General features: G+C 55.9%; 24 protein-coding genes. 13 read left to right on the forward strand and 11 right to left on the reverse strand.

Annotation, left to right across the window (positions count from 1 at the left end; translation table 11 throughout):
- Positions 1 to 10: 10 nt before the first annotated feature.
- The gene (locus TIRI35C_RS03125) at positions 11 to 1,306 is read right to left on the reverse strand and encodes a phospholipase C (RefSeq protein WP_188201688.1); all 1,296 of its coding nucleotides are present in this window, start codon (positions 1,304 to 1,306) and stop codon (positions 11 to 13) included.
- A 175-nt stretch (positions 1,307 to 1,481) separates the two neighbouring features.
- Here TIRI35C_RS03125 and TIRI35C_RS03130 point away from each other — a divergent pair, with 175 nt between their 5' ends.
- Positions 1,482 to 2,162 (forward strand): HAD family hydrolase, encoded by a 681-nt coding sequence (locus TIRI35C_RS03130; protein WP_188201689.1) that lies wholly within the window; start codon positions 1,482 to 1,484, stop codon positions 2,160 to 2,162.
- Here TIRI35C_RS03130 and TIRI35C_RS03135 read toward each other — a convergent pair whose 3' ends face one another.
- The gene (locus TIRI35C_RS03135) at positions 2,163 to 2,447 is read right to left on the reverse strand and encodes a hypothetical protein (RefSeq protein WP_188201690.1); all 285 of its coding nucleotides are present in this window, start codon (positions 2,445 to 2,447) and stop codon (positions 2,163 to 2,165) included.
- Between the two features lie 160 nt (positions 2,448 to 2,607).
- Here TIRI35C_RS03135 and TIRI35C_RS03140 point away from each other — a divergent pair, with 160 nt between their 5' ends.
- From TIRI35C_RS03140 to TIRI35C_RS03165, 6 genes are all read left to right on the forward strand, one after another.
- The gene (locus TIRI35C_RS03140; RefSeq protein ID WP_188201691.1) at positions 2,608 to 3,369 is read left to right on the forward strand and encodes a hypothetical protein; all 762 of its coding nucleotides are present in this window, start codon (positions 2,608 to 2,610) and stop codon (positions 3,367 to 3,369) included.
- A 44-nt stretch (positions 3,370 to 3,413) separates the two neighbouring features.
- On the forward strand, positions 3,414 to 4,121 hold the full coding sequence (locus TIRI35C_RS03145; protein ID WP_188201692.1) for a PrsW family intramembrane metalloprotease: 708 nt from the start codon (positions 3,414 to 3,416) through the stop codon (positions 4,119 to 4,121).
- Positions 4,118 to 4,321 carry a hypothetical protein gene (locus TIRI35C_RS03150; RefSeq protein ID WP_188201693.1) on the forward strand — a complete coding sequence of 68 codons (204 nt, stop codon included), beginning with the start codon at positions 4,118 to 4,120 and terminating at the stop codon, positions 4,319 to 4,321. Before TIRI35C_RS03145 ends, TIRI35C_RS03150 begins: the two co-directional genes overlap by 4 nt.
- Positions 4,322 to 4,373: 52 nt before the next feature.
- Entirely contained in the window at positions 4,374 to 5,015 is a 642-nt protein-coding gene (locus TIRI35C_RS03155; protein WP_188201694.1) for a hypothetical protein, read from the forward strand.
- Positions 5,016 to 5,029: 14 nt separating this feature from the next.
- Positions 5,030 to 5,659, forward strand: a complete 630-nt coding sequence (locus TIRI35C_RS03160; protein ID WP_188201695.1) for a hypothetical protein — start codon at positions 5,030 to 5,032, stop codon at positions 5,657 to 5,659.
- Between the two features lie 108 nt (positions 5,660 to 5,767).
- Positions 5,768 to 6,574 carry a hypothetical protein gene (locus TIRI35C_RS03165; protein WP_188201696.1) on the forward strand — a complete coding sequence of 269 codons (807 nt, stop codon included), beginning with the start codon at positions 5,768 to 5,770 and terminating at the stop codon, positions 6,572 to 6,574.
- 5 nt (positions 6,575 to 6,579) lie between these two features.
- Here the strand turns inward: TIRI35C_RS03165 and TIRI35C_RS03170 are convergent, their stop codons facing one another.
- From TIRI35C_RS03170 to TIRI35C_RS11135, 7 genes are all read right to left on the reverse strand, one after another.
- Positions 6,580 to 6,930, reverse strand: a complete 351-nt coding sequence (locus tag TIRI35C_RS03170; protein ID WP_188201697.1) for a DUF1667 domain-containing protein — start codon at positions 6,928 to 6,930, stop codon at positions 6,580 to 6,582.
- The gene (locus TIRI35C_RS03175; RefSeq protein WP_188201698.1) at positions 6,927 to 8,183 is read right to left on the reverse strand and encodes an NAD(P)/FAD-dependent oxidoreductase; all 1,257 of its coding nucleotides are present in this window, start codon (positions 8,181 to 8,183) and stop codon (positions 6,927 to 6,929) included. Before TIRI35C_RS03175 ends, TIRI35C_RS03170 begins: the two co-directional genes overlap by 4 nt.
- Entirely contained in the window at positions 8,183 to 9,670 is a 1,488-nt protein-coding gene (locus TIRI35C_RS03180; RefSeq protein WP_188201699.1) for an NAD(P)/FAD-dependent oxidoreductase, read from the reverse strand. The genes TIRI35C_RS03175 and TIRI35C_RS03180 overlap by 1 nt, the downstream gene beginning before the upstream one ends.
- A 221-nt stretch (positions 9,671 to 9,891) precedes the next feature.
- Positions 9,892 to 11,373 (reverse strand): glycerol kinase GlpK, encoded by a 1,482-nt coding sequence (glpK, locus tag TIRI35C_RS03185; protein ID WP_188201700.1) that lies wholly within the window; start codon positions 11,371 to 11,373, stop codon positions 9,892 to 9,894.
- 54 nt (positions 11,374 to 11,427) lie between these two features.
- Positions 11,428 to 12,174: a glycerophosphodiester phosphodiesterase family protein gene (locus TIRI35C_RS03190; protein WP_188201701.1), complete on the reverse strand. Its 747-nt coding sequence runs from the start codon at positions 12,172 to 12,174 to the stop codon at positions 11,428 to 11,430.
- On the reverse strand, positions 12,158 to 12,646 hold the full coding sequence (locus TIRI35C_RS11130) for a PI-PLC domain-containing protein (protein WP_246454669.1): 489 nt from the start codon (positions 12,644 to 12,646) through the stop codon (positions 12,158 to 12,160). The genes TIRI35C_RS03190 and TIRI35C_RS11130 overlap by 17 nt, the downstream gene beginning before the upstream one ends.
- A complete protein-coding gene (locus tag TIRI35C_RS11135) occupies positions 12,621 to 12,944 on the reverse strand; it encodes a glycerophosphodiester phosphodiesterase family protein (protein WP_246454672.1) in 324 nt (107 codons plus the stop codon). Before TIRI35C_RS11135 ends, TIRI35C_RS11130 begins: the two co-directional genes overlap by 26 nt.
- 106 nt (positions 12,945 to 13,050) lie before the next feature.
- On the opposite strand from TIRI35C_RS11135, the gene TIRI35C_RS03200 reads away from it, so the two are divergent.
- The 6 genes from TIRI35C_RS03200 (at position 13,051) to TIRI35C_RS03225 (ending at position 18,002) form a co-directional block, all read left to right on the forward strand.
- On the forward strand, positions 13,051 to 14,373 hold the full coding sequence (locus TIRI35C_RS03200) for an SLC45 family MFS transporter (protein WP_188201702.1): 1,323 nt from the start codon (positions 13,051 to 13,053) through the stop codon (positions 14,371 to 14,373).
- A 75-nt stretch (positions 14,374 to 14,448) separates the two neighbouring features.
- Positions 14,449 to 15,702 (forward strand): MFS transporter, encoded by a 1,254-nt coding sequence (locus TIRI35C_RS03205; RefSeq protein WP_188201703.1) that lies wholly within the window; start codon positions 14,449 to 14,451, stop codon positions 15,700 to 15,702.
- 35 nt (positions 15,703 to 15,737) lie between these two features.
- On the forward strand, positions 15,738 to 16,031 hold the full coding sequence (locus tag TIRI35C_RS03210; protein WP_188201704.1) for a nucleotidyltransferase family protein: 294 nt from the start codon (positions 15,738 to 15,740) through the stop codon (positions 16,029 to 16,031).
- Positions 16,032 to 16,042: 11 nt separating this feature from the next.
- Positions 16,043 to 16,375: a HepT-like ribonuclease domain-containing protein gene (locus TIRI35C_RS03215; RefSeq protein ID WP_246454674.1), complete on the forward strand. Its 333-nt coding sequence runs from the start codon at positions 16,043 to 16,045 to the stop codon at positions 16,373 to 16,375.
- Entirely contained in the window at positions 16,372 to 17,238 is an 867-nt protein-coding gene (locus tag TIRI35C_RS03220; protein WP_188201706.1) for an alpha/beta hydrolase, read from the forward strand. The genes TIRI35C_RS03215 and TIRI35C_RS03220 overlap by 4 nt, the downstream gene beginning before the upstream one ends.
- Positions 17,239 to 17,276: 38 nt before the next feature.
- The gene (locus TIRI35C_RS03225) at positions 17,277 to 18,002 is read left to right on the forward strand and encodes a DUF2334 domain-containing protein (protein ID WP_188201707.1); all 726 of its coding nucleotides are present in this window, start codon (positions 17,277 to 17,279) and stop codon (positions 18,000 to 18,002) included.
- A gap of 176 nt (positions 18,003 to 18,178) precedes the next feature.
- On the opposite strand, the gene tmk is transcribed toward TIRI35C_RS03225, so the two are convergent.
- Both tmk and TIRI35C_RS03235 read right to left on the reverse strand, forming a co-directional pair.
- A complete protein-coding gene (gene tmk, locus TIRI35C_RS03230; protein ID WP_058939878.1) occupies positions 18,179 to 18,796 on the reverse strand; it encodes a dTMP kinase in 618 nt (205 codons plus the stop codon).
- Between the two features lie 107 nt (positions 18,797 to 18,903).
- The gene (locus tag TIRI35C_RS03235) at positions 18,904 to 19,611 is read right to left on the reverse strand and encodes a phosphohexomutase domain-containing protein (protein ID WP_058939845.1); all 708 of its coding nucleotides are present in this window, start codon (positions 19,609 to 19,611) and stop codon (positions 18,904 to 18,906) included.
- Positions 19,612 to 19,616 lie beyond the last annotated feature (5 nt).

Raw genomic sequence — 19,616 nt, forward strand, 5'->3', positions numbered from 1 at the left:
ATAAAAGGCCTCAGCCGGTAACGCCGACGTCCTCGAAGAACTTCTCCATCAGGCCAGCAACGGCCCTTATGTCGTACTGCATGGTCTCGTAGACCGCCCACTGAACCTTGCTGTAGGTCCTGCCGTCGAGGGTCTTGAAGCCGCTAGGGGCGTTCACGTCGAAGTTGGCGTGGAGCTCGATGTTCCTTACCGCCCAGCCGTCCACATCATCGTCGAGCCAGTCATCCTTATCGACGTGGGTGTAGATGTAGACCGTGTCGCCCGGAACGGTGACGCTGGTATCGACGAGCGGGTTCGGGTCCTGGTCATAGCGAGCTATAAGGTTCCAGTTCTTATCATAGACCTCAACGTATCCGAGGGTCCTGAAGTATGCGTTCTGCATGTCGATGTCCTTAAAGACGAGGGTTATTGAGCTTGCCCCCTTGAACTCGAGCTTGAGTACGCTCCAGTCTCCCTTCTTGAGGGTTCTCGTCCAGAAGTAGCTTCCAAGGTGGCCGCGCTCGCTCCAGAGGTTGATGTCCTTGCCGGTCGAGTAGAGCATGTAGCGCCAGGAGTTGTGGGCGATTAGGTCGGCGTAGGCCCAGGCGACGCCGTTGGCAAGGCTCATGTGGCCGTTCTCGTTGTCGGCTATGTAGATGTCGTAGCCGTAGATGAACCTCTGCTTCTCCTGCGGAATCTGCCACCACTTTATCGGAGTGAGGTCGAGGGGGACGCGGTCGTTGAGTATGTCGTCGGCGACGGTGGGGGAGATATCGTTCTCAACGAAGTCGTGGGCATCTTCGATGTAGCTGAACTGCTCAAGATCCTCGAAGAGCGCCGGGGTGGTGTGAGCGATCAGCATGCTCATGTCCTCGAGTATGTGAACGGCCCTGCCGAGGTAGAGCATGGCCTCCTCCCTGTTGCCCTGCTTCCAGAGCTGAACCGCCTGCTCGTAGAGCTTCTGGGCCATGTCTGCGCCGGAGCTGTCACGGTCTCCGAAGAGATCGACGGTTATAAGCTCGGAGTGGTCCATCGGGTCGAGGAAGTGGTACTGGCTCTGGAGGGTGTAGGTCTTCCCGTTGAACTCGATGCTCCCGCCGCGCCAGTCCTCGTCGTAGGCTCCATAGAGGAGCTTGTCCTGGTACTGCATGAGTATCGAGCCAAGGGTCGGGTTGTCCTTGTACACCGCCTGTATGGCCTTGTAGGTCAGCTTCTGGTGGACGTTCATGGGATTGCTGAGGGTCGGCCCGTCGGTCGGCCAGGCGCTCACGAAGCCCAGGCCGCCGAGGACTATAAGGACGAGAACTATGGCTCCAGCCCTCTTCATTTTATCACCCCAGGTGTATGCGTGGCTTGTGAGGTGACGCGGGGTTAAAACTTTTTCGAGTTACTGGGGTTATGGCTTTTGGAGCCCTCCAGGTCATGCCGTATCATCCGACATGGAAAAAGTCACCCGGGACAACGCTTAAATGCCCATCTTCCTCCCCAGTTAGGGGGTCGTCATGATAATCGCTTTCGACTTCGATGGAACTCTAGCGGACACCTACTCGTGCATCGAGGAGGCGTTTCAGCGTGCGCTCGAGAGGCGCTACCGATGGCTTCCCGGAAAGGCCATCTGGGCGAAGCTCCTGACTAAAATCGAGCTCCAGTTTGAGAGGCCTACCTTTGGAAAGCACAGGAAGAAGAGCAGGCCACCTTTCTTCCTCCGCACAAAGTTCTTTGAGGCATGGTTCGAGGAGCGGGCAGAGCTCACGAAGCCCATCGACGACTCCATTGAACTGCTGAAGAAGCTCAGGGAGGACGGCCACGTGGTCCTCTCCTTCTCGGCGGAGGATTTCATCGATGGCATGAAGGTGAAGAGGTTGAGGAGAATGGGCATCTACGACCTCTTCGACGACGTCATCGTCTTTGGCCACGACATGACCATAGACGAGGCCTTTAAGCTGGTTCGCGAGAAGTACGGGAACGAGACTTTCATCTGGGTGGACGACAAGCCCTGGCGCTTCATCGGTCACGGCGACGAGAACACCGAGTACGTCTGGTACTACTTCCCGTTCACAGCAAAGTTCGTGGAGAAGAACCCCGAAAAACTGGCCCTGATACCTCACCTCCACGTCATAAGGGACCTGTGGAGCATATTCGACGTCATTGAGCGAGTAAAGCAGGAGAGGGGCATGATTTAATCAGCCTGAGTCCGCGTTGGTGTACTCTATCGTGTCCTCCACAAACTCGTCGTAGTTTTCCCTATCGACTTCTTCCAGCCGGAGCGAGAATTCCCTTCCGAGTGACCATCTCACGGCAACGGGCCCCCGATCGGTCTCGGCGACGATGAGGCCGAAGGGAAGGTCTCCCGCCCAGTGGTGCTTTGCGAACTCTACTCTGAAGCCCATCTTCCCCAGCTCTTCGAGCACCATTTCGTAGGTTCTTCCGGGGCCGTGGGGGCTCTTGGCGAAACCAATGTAGGGCATTTCTACTCACCGATGTTCCATTGGTGGACGGATTTAAAACCTTTTCGGTTTCCCTAACAAAATTTGAGCTGCGAAGAAGAAACTTCACTGGCACCGGAACACCCCGGGAGGCGATGCTAACCTTTTAATACCCCGTGGGAGAGTTATCTCGGGTGATGGAATGAGGAAGCTTTACATTGGCCTGTTCATTGTTCTGGTGGTCTTTGCCGCGGGCTGCATCTCCGGTGGCGGGACGACCCCGGCTCCAACCACGACAACCACCGCGAACCTTCCTTTTACCCCCGATGATATGGAGAACGCCATAAAATCCCTCAAGAGCTACGAGTACACCATGCACGTGGACAGCTACAACGGAACAAAACTCGTGGCCCAGCTCTCGAACGAGGGTGCGATAGACTTTGAAAGGAAGCTCAAATCCGTCTCCACATTCTCGAACAGCACCGTAGGGGGTGGCTCGTATTATAAGAGCTACTACTACACCACCTCCAGCGGCTACGCAAGCTATTTCGACCGGAACGGCACCGTGACATGGGAGGCCTCGTGCTACGGACCGGGCGAAGGGCCGGATTTCAACTCCACGATCCTCAGCGGGCTCTGGGAGGTCCTTAACATCGATAACGTCAGGGTCGTCGAGGATGGAGATTACTACGTTATCTACGCCAACGAGACCGGCGGCACCGCTATTGGGCCCAACGTGACGAACGCATACAAGACCAGGATCGAAGTCAGGCTCACCAGGGATCTGATTCCGGTGGAGATAAAGAAAACCGTCTATTACGAGAAGGGTGGTTCCAAGTGGGTTGACGTGATCACAATAGACGTCAGGAACCCCAACGCCGCCGTGGTGAAGCCGCCCAAGGAGCTCGTCGGGTACCTCAAGGCACAGGGTATCGACCTGGAGGACTTCCTGAGTGGATGCTAAACCTTTAAATCCCACTTCCCCCATTTTCTTTTGGTGGATCTGCGGTGGATGCGTTCAGCGGTCTGGTATTCTTTGCGTACGGGCCAGCACTGGCGATACTCTGGTACTTCTATCACGCCGACAGGTACGAGCCCGAGCCGAGGAGGTACGTCCTGGGCACGTTCATCCTGGGAGGGACGCTCTCGGTTGGCATAGCTTTCATTCTGGAGAGCTTTCTGACTCTCGGCGGAGCCATTCAGCCCCTCCTGCCCGCGTCTGCATTCTACGTCGCCCTCGTGGCCGGAATAGTGGAAGAACCCGCCAAGGCGCTGGCCATACGCTGGCCATTCAATGCCGGTCAGATGGACGGAATAATGGACGGCCTCGTCTACGGCGTGGCTGCTGGCCTCGGTTTCGCCGCGACGGAGAACTTCCTCTACGGCCTCGGCTGGGGTCTTGGGGTAACGGTGATGCGCGCGTTCCTCACCCCCCTCGCCCATGCCACGTGGAGTGCTGTGATAGGAGTGGCCTACGGCATGAAGGCGGAGGGCAAAATGACCTCCCCTGCCCCGTACTTCCTGCTGGCGATGTTTCTGCACTTCATCTGGGACTACTACGCGTTCATGAGTGCCGCGGTTCCGGCGTACAACATCCTGCTGATATTCTTCATAATCCTGAGCCTTGCCCTGCTCCGCTACTTCCTCCTCCTGGGACAGGCGGAGGACAGGAGCAGGCTGTGGTACTACTGGTTCAAGAGGAGGGACGGACTGTGAATGAGCTAGAGAAGGCCCTATTTGAGGCCAGGCCTTACGTGGAGTATTATGATCGGCTGGAGAATCTGGTAAAGCGCCTCTGGGAGGAGGCTACCGACAGGGAGAACTTCCTCCAGCTGCTGAACGAGGAGCTGGAGCGGGCCGAGGAACCCTTCAGAACGGACCTCAGGATATTCCTGCAGAAGTTTGAGGCGCTATGAGATTCCATCCTTGATGGTAACCTTTATAGCCTTCCATTTCAAACTTTTTTCGGTGGACGTGATGAGAAAAACGGCTGTTGCGGCCGCGGTGGCTGTTCTCGTAGTGCTGGCGGTCTGGGCCGTGGTAAATGCAACGCTGGGGGGACCATCTGCGGAGGACGTTCTCGATGCCATTGGGGGCCAGAGCTCCTTCTGCTGGAGGGCGGAGCTTACTGACAATCTCACGAAGGAAGAAATCTTTGCCTGCGTGAACTATAACAACGGGAGTGCCTTCTGGAAGGTGACTTCAGGGAATGGAACCTCTCTGACCAGGGCTTTTCCCGGCGAGGATTTCTACGACCTCAACTGGGACCTTGCGCTCCATAGCAAAGGTGTTGAGTGGAACGTCATGAACTTCGCGAGCTGGGTTCTAAAGGAAGGCACGGCTGAAGGAATCGAGAAGGTCGGGAGGGATGAATACGAAATCCGCGTCGTTCTCAGGGGGACCGATAGCTACGCCGTTGGGACCCTCGAGAACGGGAGCAGGGTCGAGGAGAGGCACGAGATAATCGCCTTTCTCAGGGTGGACGGAGAGGGCAAGCTTAAGGGTGGACACTTCACATGGAGGCGTGAGATGCACTACACTGATTGGAGCAGGGATGAGGTCATGGAAATCCGCGGGAGCTTTGAGATGCTTGGGCCGTGGAATAACTGACCCGGGTGGTCTGCATGTCAAGGCGGAGAAAGGTGCTCGTTGTTATCCTTCTTCTGCTCTCAATTCTGCTCCTCGTCCCGATGTCCCTGGAGGGCTACACCTACCGCTACGAGCTTGAAAGCCGGGGTTTCATGTCGTTCTCGGAGATGGGCTACGGGGTAGCGTGCCCGGGCGTCTTCAGGGCCTACTACCAGGTGGACGACGAATGGAGGGTGAGGTTCATTAGCTCCTATCTTCCATCGGAGGAAAACACCAAGAGGTTCAACGACCCCCACGCAATAATAGACGAGTTCGAGAAAAAGGCCCGGTCGAGGCGGCTCGTCAGTAAAGACGAGTACTCAACCCTGGTGCTCTCCAGGGACGCGAAAGGGTGGCCGTTGAATACCCACCTCCGGCTTAAGGCGGTTTATGAGGGAGACGCTCTGAGGTGGGTCTCCTTCAACCTCACCCACTCCCTCAACTACGACCCGAGGAACAGCAGCGTTCTGGTGGATTACGTGGATACCTACGAGACCTACGAAATTGAGGAGACCCGCTGCTGGCAGGTTCTCATAGGCTGGTTGAAGCCCCTACTCAAGAGGTACCTACGCGACCAGCTTGGGGAGATACCCTACCCAAAGCCCTGGGAGCGGGAACCCTGGTGATCGTTTCCACTTTTTGCGAACTTTTGTCAGTAGTGTGCAAAATTTGAATAGAAAAAGTATTTAAACCTGCCCTGCTCTCTACAGATGAGAACAACTGGGGGTAGTACGATGAAGCGGGCGATAGCCCTCCTTCTGATGGCAGTTGTGGTGCTGGCAAGCGGATGCATCGGGAACAGCGTTGGCCTCACCGAGGAGAAGGTTCTCGAGGCCCTTCAGAGCATAGAAACGGCCAGCTACGACCAGAACTTTTCAATGAGCATGCACTTCACCGATCCGGAGGGCAACAAGACGATAAACTTCACGATGTCGGGTCGCGTCCTTGGCGTCTTCAACAACACGGCCGGACTGGAGAGAGGTAACATGAGCATAACGATGCACATGATGGGAATGGACGTCAACATGAACTGGCCCTACTTCGTCAATAACTCCAGCGTCTACTTCATGGTCGATGGGAAGTGGTACAACGTCTCCCCCGACGATGACTTTTATTCCCAGGCCAAGGGCTCGCTCAACGTGGACTACATCAGAAACCTCCTCAGGACCAAGAACGTTACCATAAAGAAGCTCTCCGACGGCTACTCCTTCCGCGTGAACGTGACATTCTGGGAGTTCGCGAACGCCACAAACCAGAGCGGATACCTCAACGAGCTTTGGAGCGTCGATGGCGAGAGGCGGGTGAACGTCACGACCAACACGGGCTGGGTGGAGGTTCACCTGACGAAGGACGGAATGCCAACATTCATTGAAACCCACATGGACCTCATAATTACGATAAAGAACTACAGCGGGGAGACGACCGATATCCACATGACCCTCCACGAAACCGTTGCCCTCTCCAACATCAACGAGCCCGTTGAGATAAAGGCCCCTGAGGGGATAGAGAACGCTGGAGACTTCGAGGAAATATTCTGGTGAGGGGCCTAAGCCCCCCTCGTAGCCACTATTTTTATTCCGTTCCACTCGGCAACGACTTCCTCAATCTCAACGGGTGCCTCGAGCTTCAGCTCCGTCAGGAATTTCATCAGCTCCGGAATCAGCTCCTTCGGCACCGGTTCCGCGGTTTTAACGCTCACCGTTGGCAGTGCGCCGCCTTCCACGGGAACGACGCTCATGACGACCCTTTTTGGGCTGGTGGCCTCCTCCACCGCCCATTCCTGCCCCCTGGGGCAGGTGTGCCCGGTGACGCCTAGGACCTTTCCGTCCTCAATCCTTACCTCGATGGAGCACCCAAGGGGACAGACGATGCACGTGAAGCGGTACGTCTTCGTCATTCTCTCACCACCTCTACGGTGAGCTTCTCTGCATCCCTGATCTCCTCCGCCTTCAGCTTCACCCTGAGCATCTCGGCTGGCTTAACAACCGGGAGCTTTATCCTCTTGCCGATTTCGGGAATTCTAAGCTCCACTTCCTCCATCGGTCTCGCGACCCTGAGGTAGAGGTAAACGTCTCTGTCACCGCTGAGGTAGTGGGGAGCGAGGATGCGGACGTTTTGGCCCTTCTCAACCTTAATCCACTTCCTGCTCTCTATTCCGCCCTTCTCGATGAACTCCTTTGCGCTCTCCGCCGCTAACTCACCCTGCTCGGCAACGTAGTCAACGAGGTCGTTGATGAGGAGCGCGTTTCCGGCAACGAAAATCCCCGGAACGCTCGTCTCAAGCCTGTCGTTGACAACCGGCCCGCCGGTGGACGGGTCGATCTCAACGCCTATGGCTTTCAGCTTCTTGACGCTCGGCACTAATCCAGCGGAAACAATCAGTGTGTCTGCCTCAATCCAGAACTCACTTCCAGGGATTTCGTTGAGGTTCTCGTCCACCTTTACGACCTTCACCCTCTCGACCCGTCCCTTACCACGGACTTCCACGACCTTGTGGCCCAGGTAGAGCGGTATGTCGAAGTCCCTCAGAATCATGACGTTCCTTGCCAGGCCACCCGGATAGGGCATCAGCTCGATGACGGCCTTCACCTTCGCTCCTTCAAGGGCGAAGCGGCGCGCCATTATCAGGCCAACGTCACCGGAACCAACGATGACGACTTCCTTCCCGGGCAGGACTCCGTAGATGTCCATCAGCGTCTGGGCCTCTCCGGCGGTGTAGACTCCGGCGACTCTGTCGCCGACTATTCCTATCTCGAAGGCGTGCCTCTCGCGAGCGCCGGCGGCGTAGATAATAGCCTTAGTCCAGACCCCGTAGGCACCGCTCGGGGAGGTGAAGATTACGACCTTCTCCAGGTCGGAGTAGTTTCTGATTTCCATAACCCTCGCGGCGGTTCTGTATTCCACCCCAAGCTCAACCAGCCTCTTCGCGAGCCTCGACGCGAACTCCGGGCCGGTCAGCTCTTCCCTGAAGTAGTGAAGCCCGAAGCCCGGGTGAATGCACTGTGGAAGGATTCCACCGAGGTAGTCGTTCTCGTCGAGGAGCAAAACCTTTAGTCCGAGCTCCTTCGCCCTTATGGCGGCGGCCATTCCAGCAGGCCCACCGCCGATGACGACGACGTCGTAGTTCAGCATCGGAATCCTTGGGAACATCAGGCATCACCCCTGAGAAGGGCCTTGACGTCGCCCACTCCAATCTCGCTTCCCCTACCTTTCAGGGTAACCTTCCACGGCTCAACGCCGTACTCCCTCGCCAAAAGCTGGACTATCCTCGGCCTGCAGAAGCTCCCCTGGCATGTTCCGGTTGTGGCCTTCGTCCTGAACTTGACAGAGTCAACGCTCGGCGTTTTAACGCCTATGAACTTCATTCTCTCGATGGCTTCAAGCACGTCCCCCTCGCTGACGTTGTTGCACCTGCAGACGATCTTTCCGTAGGAGGGGTTCCTCTTGACCGCCTCGTTAATCTGCTCTGGACTCATCATGAAGAAGTGGCTTATCTCTTTCCGGTATGGGTTCCACTTGGACTTCTCGACCAGTTTTATCCCGAGGTCGCGCTGGATTAACTCCGCCACTTCCTCCGCAATGGCCGGAGCGCTTGTCAGCCCGGGCGAGCGAATGCCAGCGACGTTGATGAAGCCCCAGACTTCTTCTTCGGCCTTAATTATGAAGTCCCCTCCCGTTGGTTCGGGCCTTAAGCCGGCGAAGGTTCTGATGACTTTGCTCCTCGGCGGTAGCTGCGGCCAGAGCTTCTTTGCCCCTTCCCAGACTTCTTCAAGCCCCTCTCTGGTTGTGGCGAGGTTATCCTTCTCCTCCTGCGGCAGATCCTGGGCGTTTGGCCCTATCATCAAGTGCCCGGAAATCTCTGTGGTCACGACTATTCCCTTGCTTATCGGAGTTGGAGTCGGGAAGAGGACTCTCCTCGGCCCTGGAACGTCGTCGTCAAAAATCCAGTACTCGCCTTTCCTCGGGTGTATCTCGAAGTAGTCTATCCCGGCCATTCTCGCTATCCTGTCGGCGTAGAGACCGGCGGCGTTGATTATTATATCCGCCTCGATGAAGCCGTTGTTTGTCTCAACTCCTTTTACCTCGCCGTTCTCAACCTTTATGCCCCTAACTTCCGTCTCGAGGTGAGTTTTGACGCCGTTCGCCACCGCGTTCTCTGTTATTGCTATGACGGCTGGAATCGGCCCAATCTGCCCCACTATCGGAACCCACAGGGCACCTATCGCTTCCTGAGTCAGGTTCGGTTCGAGGTGGAAGAGCTCTTCCCTATCAACGAGCCTCATCTCTGGCACGTTGTTCCTCCTTCCGCGCTCCAACAGTTTTTCAAGCTCGTCAAAGTCTTCCTCCCTGGTTGCGACTATCAGGGCCCCGTTCCAGATGTGGGGAATCTGGAGCTCTTTCACCCACTGGTGCCAGAGCCTGTTTCCCCTTATGCACAGCCTGGCCCTCGTCGGATACCAGTCAGGGTCGTCATCGTAACCGCCGTGAATCAAAGCCGTGTTGGCCTTGCTCACCCCCCAGCCGACGTCTGGAGCTTTCTCGATTAGGTGAACTTCAAGGTTCTCGTATTTGCTTAAAATCCTCGCTATGCTGGCCCCACTAATCCCCGCGCCTATTATGGCGACCTTGGTCTTCATCTTTTCTCCCTCCGATTTAACTTGAGAAAGGACTTTCATCGTTTTAAAGCTTTCCTTAACCTTAAGTTTGCCTGAAAAGGGAGGAGAGAACAGTTCTGGGCATGAAGGGGAAGGACATGGGTGGACACTCATAGAATGAACAGATATGGCGTTCGCCCTGCAGGCAACTTCAGGTTTTGCATGTACGTTAAAGAAAGAGATGGGCCGGAGTCGTGAGTTTGTCAGACCCCAACGATCTTCGCCCAGCCCATCGCCCTCTTTACAGCTTCCTTCCAGCCGCGGTAGAGCCTCTCCCTCGTTTCTTCGTCCATCTTTGGCTCGAAGACCCTCTCTGCCCTCCACAGGTTCTTTATCTCCTCGAGGCTCTCCCAGTAATCGACGGCCAGTCCCGCCAGATAGGCCGCTCCCAAAGCTGTGGTCTCCTTCACGACGGGCCTGACGACCCTCCTGTTGAGTATGTCCGCCTGGAACTGCATCAGGAAGTCGTTCGCCGTTGCTCCCCCATCGACGCGGAGCTCCTTTATTCCGACGAGCCTCTCCATCTCCTCGACCACGTCGCGCGTCAGATATGCTATGGCCTCTAAAGTCGCCCTCGCGAGGTGCTCCCTGCCGGTTCCGCGCGTTATACCAATTATCAGTCCCCTTGCGAACTGGTCCCAGTAAGGGGAACCGAGTCCAACGAAGGCCGGGACGAAGTAAAGGCCCTCGTTGCTCTCAAGCTTCCTTGCGAGTTCCTCGGTCTCGGGCGCGCTCTGTATTATCCTGATTCCGTCGCGGAGCCACTGCACAGCGGCCCCGGTTATGAAGACGCTCCCTTCTAAGGCATAGGTGACCCTTCCGTTGAGCCCCCAGGCTATCGTCGTGAGCAGGTTGTTGGAGTAGCGGACGGTCTTGCCCGTGTTGGCCAGTATAAAGCTTCCCGTTCCGTAGGTGGCCTTCACCATTCCTGCCTCGAATCCCGCCTGGCCGAACAAAGCAGCTTGCTGGTCACCCGCGTCGCCGCTGACGGGTATCTCTGCACCGAGGAGTTCCCTCTTAGTGTGGCCGTAGACCCCGCTCGATTCCCTGACCTCGGGCAGAACCTCCTCGGGGATGTTGAAGATTTCGAGCAGCTCATCATCCCATTCGAGCCTCCTGATGTTGAAAAGCATCGTTCTTGAGGCGTTGGAGTAGTCTGTGACGTGCTCCCCGGTCAGGCGGTAGATTAGGAACGTATCGACCGTTCCGAAGAGAACCTCCCCCCTCTCGGCCTTCTCCCTCAAACCGGGAACGTTGTCGAGGAGCCACTTCAGCTTGCTGGCCGAGAAGTAGGCATCCGGCACGAGGCCCGTCTTCTCCTTGATTACATTGCCGTATTCCCTCTTTATCTCCTCCACCATCTCAGCCGTTCTCCGGCACTGCCAGACTATCGCGTTGTAGAGCGGTCTTCCGCTCCTGTCCCAGACTATCGTCGTTTCGCGCTGGTTGGTAACACCTATCGCTGCTATTTGGCTTGGCTCGACCCTGGCCCTCTCCAGGGCGGTCTTTATCGCCCTGAACTGGGCGTCCCAGATTTCTTCCGGGTTGTGCTCGACCCAGCCCGGTTTGGGATAGTGCTGGGGAAACTCGTACTGGCCGACGCTTAGAACGTTGCTCTCTCTGTCAAAGATTATTGCTCTAGCCGAGGTAGTTCCCTCGTCGAGGGAGAGGATGAACCTTTCCATTGATGCCCACCAAAGAGGAAGAAAGAGCAAGGAGGTATATTAGGGATTCGGTCTTTACTTCAACCCTAACCGGGACAGGTACTCAACCATTTTCTCAACATCGTTGACTATGACTCCATCGAAGAGTCCGCCGAGGCGGACGAGGTTATCGTTGGTGTAGTATGTCTCGTCTTTGAGGGACCACAGAACGACCTTAAGACCCGTTCCCCTGGCCATCTGGAGGGCACCCACTGTTTTTTCCACACCGATGAATTCAAGCGCCTCCACCGGGGGATTTATTGACCACAAGGATAGCTCGCCGATGAGGGCGGGGAGCCGTGCGAGCGTCTCTTCCCTATCCACGAGGAGCCCCATCCTTGTCTCCCTGTCGTATTTCCTGTACTCCCTGAGGGCATCGATTAGGAACGAGGACACCATAACCCTCGACGGGTTGTTTGCCCCGATTATTGCGGCCGTCTTTTTAACCGCTTCTACATCCTTTATCTCCACGTTGATTAAAATATCCTCCGGGAGGGCTTCAAAGGTCTCTTCGAGTGTTGGAATCATCTCTCCGTTCCCGAAGTCCAGGGACTTCAGCTCGTTCAGCGTCATGTCCTTGACCTTACCGCTCCCGTTGCTCGTCCTGTCAACCGTATCGTCGTGGATCACCACGACCTCCCCGTCCTTTGTCAGCCACACGTCCAGCTCAATTCCATTGGCACCTGCTTCAACCGCCTTTTTGAAAGCAAGAAGCGTGTTCTCTGGGTACCTGGCGGAGTAACCCCTGTGGCCGAGCACTATAACCTTATCCCTTTCCCACATTGGAATCGCCCCATGAAAATACCCCCTCCCCGTAAAAACCTTTCCTCAACCTGGCAGGGTCGTCGGAGATGACCGCGTCCGCGAGGGAGAGCAGCCTTGGAATCCAGTGGAGTTCGTCCATACCGTGGTTCCAGAGGTAGATTTTAAGTCCACGCTTTCTGAAGGATTGGAGAAGGCTCCTGAACGCCCCGTATCCAACGTACGAAACGGCATCTATTGGCACGTGGAGGGAGTAGATGCCCTTCAACCGCGGAACCCACATGAGGGAGGAGTAGCCCACTATGGAAAAACCCACCCTGCAGTTCGGGCATGCCTTCAGAACGGCCTCCACTATCTCCGGTCTCTCCGAGGAAAAGACGGTTCTCTCGAGGGCCTCCAGCTCCGCCTCCCTTAGCAGGGGTTCAACGGCCCTGGCTTCTTTAACGTCGGCGTTGAATACCGCACCGTTAAGCCGTGTGAAAACATCCCCCACCCGTGGTATTATCCTCCCCATTGGGTGCAGCCTTCTCAGCTCGACGAAGGTTAGATTTTTGAGGGAGTAGAAAGCCCCGTTGGAATAAAAGCCCGCGTCGTGGTGGGTTACATTTTTCTTCTGAAAGCTCGCCCTTCAGGGCGGGGGAGGAGGTCAGGAGCTTTCCGTCGCGGGTCAGCCTCACATCGAACTCCACTCCATCCGCGTATTTAAGCACCCTCTCGAAGGATGGGAGTGTGTTCTCGAGCCTCCCCCTGACCCCTCTGTGTCCAAGGATGAGGGGTCTCTCACTGTCCATAGTTGTCACCTCTCCAACCGCTCAAAAATGGGCTCACAAGTCTTAAAAGTTTCATCCATGTATTTTCCCCGTTAATTAAAACCATATAATCTAGGGGGTGTACGGATTGGAGTTTAAGTACAGCAGGATATTCATACTCGGTTTTGGATTTTTCGGAATAAGTATCATCTGGGCCCTCTACAACGCATACATTCCGATTTTTCTCCAGGATACGTTCCACCTCAGCAAGACAGTGACGGGCTTCATCATGACCATCGACAATCTCTTCGCGGTTCTCCTGCTCCCGTTCCTGGGCGCACTCAGTGACATGACGAGAACGCGGATCGGGCGGCGTAAGCCGTACATCCTTCTGGGTGCACCGTCGGCGGCCCTGATGTTCGCGCTCATCCCGGTGGCGAGGACCCACGAAAATCTGGCCCTCTTCATGGGAACGATTATCCTGATGAACTTCTTTATGGCGCTGTTCCGCTCCCCGGTCGTTGCGTTCATGCCGGATATAACGCCAAGCGAAAAGAGGAGCCAGGCCAACGGAATAATTAACTTCATGGGTGGCCTTGGCGCCCTGCTGGCGTACTTCGGGGGCAAGGCGCTCTACGACATGAACTATGCGTATCCCTTCTACTTTGGTGCCGCGATAATGCTCCTCGCCAACATACTCGTCGTTCTCGTTGTTCCGGAGCCCGAAGAGTACCGCGTTCCCGGGAAGAAGATAAGCGTAAGAAAGCTGCTCTCTGAGACATCCCACAGGAGCTTCGGTGAGCTGAAGGACAACCTCAGGGACGTGTTCACGAGTCACGAGAGGAGCCTCCTGGCGGTCCTCCTCGCGATATTCCTCTGGTTCGTAGCCTTCAACTCGCTGGAGACTTTCTTCACCAGCTACGCCAAGTACTACCTTGGGATAGATGAGAGCACGGGAGCCTTCATGCTCGGCGTCTTCAGCCTGAGCTTCATGCTCTTCGCAATCCCTGCCGGGTTCATCGGCGGTCGCTTCGGAAGGCGGAGGACGATAACCCTGGGTCTCATAATAGTGATTGGGATAATGCTCGCTGCGTATCTCGTCGGCGAGGGCTCGAAACCCGAATCCAGCTCCCTGAGCGACCCCGTCGTCATGACGTTCATGGGCCTGTTCTTCGTGGGCGGTATGGGATGGGCAATGGTCAACGTCAATTCCCTGCCGATGGTCGTGGACATGACGACCGAGGAGAAGCTCGGAGGCTACACCGGGCTCTACTACTTCTTCAGCCAGGCGGCAAACCTCGTTGCCCCGCCATTTGCTGGAGCCTTCCTCGACGTTATCGGCTACAGAACCTTGCTCCCCTTCGCGACGCTCTTCTTCATACTCGCGGCCGTGGCGATGCAGTTCGTCCGGAGGGGCGACATCGTTCGGAGGAAGGGCGACGCCCTCGACTACGTCCCGGATATGGATTGAGTTCAGTTTTCCCAATTTTAATCTTTAAATCCCGCTTGGATTGTTATGGACTGGCAGAGATAAGGGGGTGGTACCATGGAACGGAAGTTCAACTGGGGTGTTGTTCTCGGTCTGGCTCTCCTGGGATTCAGCAGGAGCATGGGATGGGCCCTCAACAAGGGGTTCTCTTTTCCCCTGCTCTCCGATTACACCAGTTCCGCCTTTGTGAAGGGAAGCATTCTGGCGCTCGAGGGGTTTATAGGCTTAATAATCCCGCCGCTCCTCGGCTATTACAGCGACACCCTTAGGTCAAGGCATGGGAGGAGGAGACCCTTCATATTCATAGGAGGCATCCTCGCGGCGCTGGCGACACTCATGATATGGACTGCCTACAGGATGGGCGCGCCCCTCTGGGCCTTTGCCCTCACGCTGGGCTTCCTGTACTTCTCACTTCACCTCTACACCGCCCAGTTCAGGGCTTTGATGCCGGACACGGTTGAGAGCGGCCAGCGAGGAAAGGCGAGCGGAGTTATAACGCTCCTCGAGTGGGCCGGCAACCTCTTCCTATTCGGCCTTGGGGGCTTCCTGGTTGCAAAGTACGGGAAGGGCTACATCGGTCCGTTCGGGCTCACTGCACTTTTCCTCTTCATCGCGGCGGCTTTTGTCTACCACAAGGTCAGGGAGCCGGAGGCTCCGGAGATAGAGGAAAACGAGAGTCTTTCGGGATATGTGAAGAGCATATTTGCCACGAGGGACTTTCTGAAGTTCTACACGGCCCAGATTCTCTGGTGGATGAGCTTCGAGTTCATAGCCATATTCCTGTACGGCATCATAGCGTTCATACTCAAGGGCAGTGCGACACCCGAGAACATCGATGCGGTGACCTCGATGGGCCTCTACCTGATGGCGCTCTTCAACGTTGCCGTGCTCGTTGGCTCTCTCCCGGGTGGCTACATCTACGACAGGGTTGGCAGAAGGCTCAGTATAATCATGGGGGGCTTTATCTTCGCCCTGCCGCTCCTGTGGGGGTGGTTCATCCACACGGAGACCCAGATTTACATGGCACTGTTCCTGGCAGGAATCGGGTGGGGGGCGCTCATAGCGGCATCCTACCCCGTGGTCGGAGACCTTCTCACCAAGTTCGAGAAGGAGGCCTTCACGGGGCGCTACTACGGTGTCTACGAGGCCACCAAGTCGATCCCTGTACTGCTCGCGGGCACCGTGGGCGGGGCCATCGTTGACCTAGCGGGCGGCAACTACCGCATTCTCTTCCCGATAGGGGCCATCCTCGTATTCCTTGCGATGCCCCTTATATGGAGCATGAAGGAGCTTGATGTTGAGAAAAGTTAAATATTCCCACCCTACAATTTTTTGCAGGTGAGAGCGTGAAGTCTTTGGAGGAAATTAGAGAAATCCTCAGAGCACACATGGGAGAACTACAGCGGAACTACTGTGTTCGGGAAGTTGAAATTTTCGGTTCCTACGCGAGGGGAGAACAGAGTGAAAACAGTGACCTTGACATCCTTGTAGAGTTTGAAAAACCGGTAGGACTTCTAACCATCTCCATGCTCCAAATTTATCTATCAGAACTTCTCGGAATCGAAGTCGACGTTATCCCAAAGAATTCCCTCCGGAAGGAGCTCTGGGACGACGTCAGCAGGGAGGCAGTTAAAGTATGAGACGGTATGACATGTACCTGAAGGATATCATTGAGCATATTGAAAAGGCCCAACGATTTGTGGAGGGAATGAGCTTTGAAAACTTTCTGGAGGACGAAAAAACCGTCTATGCTGTGATAAGGTGCATAGAGGTAATCGGCGAGGCTGCAAAGGCTATTCCAACGGAAATTCGCGAGAAGTATCCGGAGGTTCCCTGGAGAGCAATGGCCGGAATGAGGGACAGGCTAATACATGGCTACTTCGGAGTTAACCCCGAAATCGTGTGGATTACCGTCGTTAGGGACTTGCCACCACTAAAAGAAAAGCTGAAGTTGATTTTAGACGAGATGGGTGATGGAAAATGATAGGCGTTTTGATTCTCCTCATTGCAGTGGCTTTTCTGGCCTTTTCGGCCTTCGTGGGTTACAAAATGGTGAAGCCGCCGCGCCTCATTGGGGACTGGACGCCCAGGGATCTCGGCTACGACTACGAGGATGTCACCATCGAAACGGAGGACGGGATCAAGCTGAGCGGCTGGTGGATTCCGAACGGGAGCGACAGAACTGTCGTTCCGCTGCACGGCTACACGGCGAGCAGGTGGAACGACCTCTACATAAAGCCCACGATCGAGTTCCTTCTCAGGGAGGGCTACAACGTCCTTGTCTTTGACTTCAGGGCCCACGGGAAGAGCGAAGGGAAGTACACGACAGTCGGCGATAGGGAGATAGCCGACGTGAGGGCCGCCGTAAGGTGGCTGAGGGAGAAGCACCCCGAGAGCAGCAGTAGAATCGGGTTGATAGGTTTCTCGATGGGTGCCATGCTGACCATACGCTCGCTCGCCGAGATTCCTGAAGTCTGCTGCGGCGTCGCAGATTCACCGCCGATGGACCTCGATAAGACAGGCGCGAGGGGGCTGAAATATTTCGCCAAACTACCAGAGTGGCTGCACATCTTCGTCAAACCCTTCACGAGGCTCTTCAGTGGCGGGAAGGAGGTTCACCCCATAGAGTACGCCGATGACGTCAGAAAACCGCTCCTAATTATAGCCGGTGAAAAAGACCCCCTGGTCACGGTCGAGGAAATCAGGGAGTTCTATGAGAGGAACAGGGCCGTGAACGATGACATTGAGCTCTGGGTTACCGACGCCCCCCACGTGAGGACGCTCAAGTTCCATCCCGGGGAATGGAAAGCCCGGGTCGGGGAGTTCCTGAGAAGGTGCATGGGTTAGGCTTTTAGCCTCGGGTTTCCATTTTTTCCTGTGAGAGCATGAAAGCGGAAGTCTCGGCCATTATCATCATCGTCCTCGTCTTCGCGGCGTCGTCCTCCATATCCGCGCCCGCCTACATCCCCCGGTTCGGGGACTTCGCCATTCTCATACACGATGTCGGCCCCGGATACTTTGAGCAGCTGAAGGAGATAACAGCCCTTATAGATGCCTACTCCCTCCAGAACGTGACTTACCTCTTCGTGATTCCGAACCACGGCGGAGGAATGCCGCTTGAGGATTACCCCGCTTTCGTGGCTTTCCTCGGGAGGCTGAAGGCAGAGGGCTATCACGTGGAGCTTCACGGCTACACCCACATCGGGGACGAGTTCGACTGCAACTCAACGGCTGCCGAGGAAAAGCTTGAGCTCGGCCTGAGGGCCTTGAAACTCCTCAACGTCACGCCGGAATACTTCATAGCCCCGCGCTACTCTCTCTCGGAGGATGCACTGGCGGTTCTCCTGTCCCGCAACATAACCGTCATCGGGGAGGATTTCGTGTACTTCCCCAATGGAACCGTTGAACCCGTCTGCAACCGGGAGTACACGTGGTATCTTCCCAGCCCCTTCCTCGACTACCAGCTGGTGAGCGCCAGGGCCTCGTACGCCCACACCCGGGGAACTTTTTTCCTGTCCATCCACCCCGGGGCGGTGAACAACGATGCCGGGATGGAGTTCCTCAGGGAGTTCCTGGGTTTTCTGAAGGCCCATGAAAAACGGAATCCATGAAACGGCCTCGGCTAACCCTCTTCTCCTCACCGCTCAGCGTGGCTAACGCTCGTCATCGGCCGGGAGAATTTTGGGGGAACCTTTTAAAAAGCAACCGCCGAGAAGGGAAGGGGGATGAAGAGCGTTTACCGGTCTGATTCGCTACCGAATGATGAGACTGGCACTGGCAGACCCCATCACTTCTTGAAGAGCTCGTGCTCCACGAGCGCGACTATGTCGTTGTGGATGTCCTCAACGCTCGCCAGGGCATTGACTATCCTTATCTCGGGGAAGCGCTCGGCTAACTTGAGGTAGTTCTCGCGCACCTTCTTCTGGAGCTCGACTATCTTGTCAAACTCGGTCTTTATGCTCCGTCCGTTTATACGCTTCATGCTCTCCTTAACGGGCAGGTCAAGGAGTATCACGAGGTCGGGCCTCACGGCGAATCTGTTGAGGTCAATGAGCCACTCAAGGTCAAGCCCTCTCGCCCACTGATAGGCGAGTGACGAGTAGAAGTAGCGGTCGGATATGACGATTTTACCCGCCTCTATCGAAGGTTTTATCAGCTTGCTGACGTGTTCTGCCCTGTCGGCGGCAAACAGGAGCGCTTCCGCTTCGTGGCTTATCCTCGCCCCGTCTATGATGCCCTCCTTTCCGCCTGTGAGCACGAGCTTCCTGATGAGCTTCCCGAAAGCGGTGTCTGTTGGCTCCTTTGTGAGAACGACCTCGTGGCCCTTCTCCTCAAACCACTCAGCCAGAAGTTTTGTCTGAGTTGATTTTCCCGCACCATCGATGCCTTCGATAACAATGAACATTCCCACAGAGGTCACCCCCAAAATGAACGGAGGATTATAACGGCGCGGGCCTTTTTAACGCTTTTCCGTGAAAATTTTTGAGAGGGGTTTAAAAAGAGTCCAAAAATTCAAAGGTTCTTTTTCATGTGGTCGAGCAGCTTCCAGATGCTGCCGAACTCCAGCTCCTCCCCGTCCCTGTAGAACTCGACGACCCCCTCGGGCCTGAAGCGCAGTCCGAAGTCGTAGTCACCCTTCCCGAGCTTGTGGAGGAAGACCTCCTTGGGCTTCGGGGGGAGGTAACTGGTCATCATATCGTTGATCAGCTCGATCTCGAAGCCGAAGTGGTCGCTCATGCGCGGGAAGAAGAGCACCGCGGGGGTGTTCATGGCATCGACGAGGGCTTTTCCATCGATGTGGAAGTTGTAGTGCTTGAAGACCTCATGAAGGAAGTCGTCGAGGGCGTTGGGATAATACACCGTCGCCCCGATGTCGTTGGGGTGGGCCTCTATGAAGCTCCTGCTCTCCAGTATGGCCCCTATTTCGTCGCCATCGATGCCGCTGACGTAAACGCGGACGCCGCCGTAGTAGTACACGTAGGCCAGGGGCAGGCCCTTCCTCATTGCGAAGTCCTTGAGGGCTATGAGGGGGATGAGTCTGACGTCCATGATGGTCGAGCCGGTACTGACGATTCCGACTACCATGGCGCGCTTCCCGTACCTTGAGATGGCCCTTCCGTCCCTTCCGACTATTATCGTGCCGTGGGATATCGTTCCTATTGCCCTTCCGAGGAGGGCGAGCTCCTCAGGGTTGAACCTGGGGGAATAATACACCTCCACTTTCA

Source organism: Thermococcus camini, from assembly GCF_904067545.1.
GTDB classification, from domain to species: Archaea; Methanobacteriota_B; Thermococci; order Thermococcales; family Thermococcaceae; genus Thermococcus; species Thermococcus camini.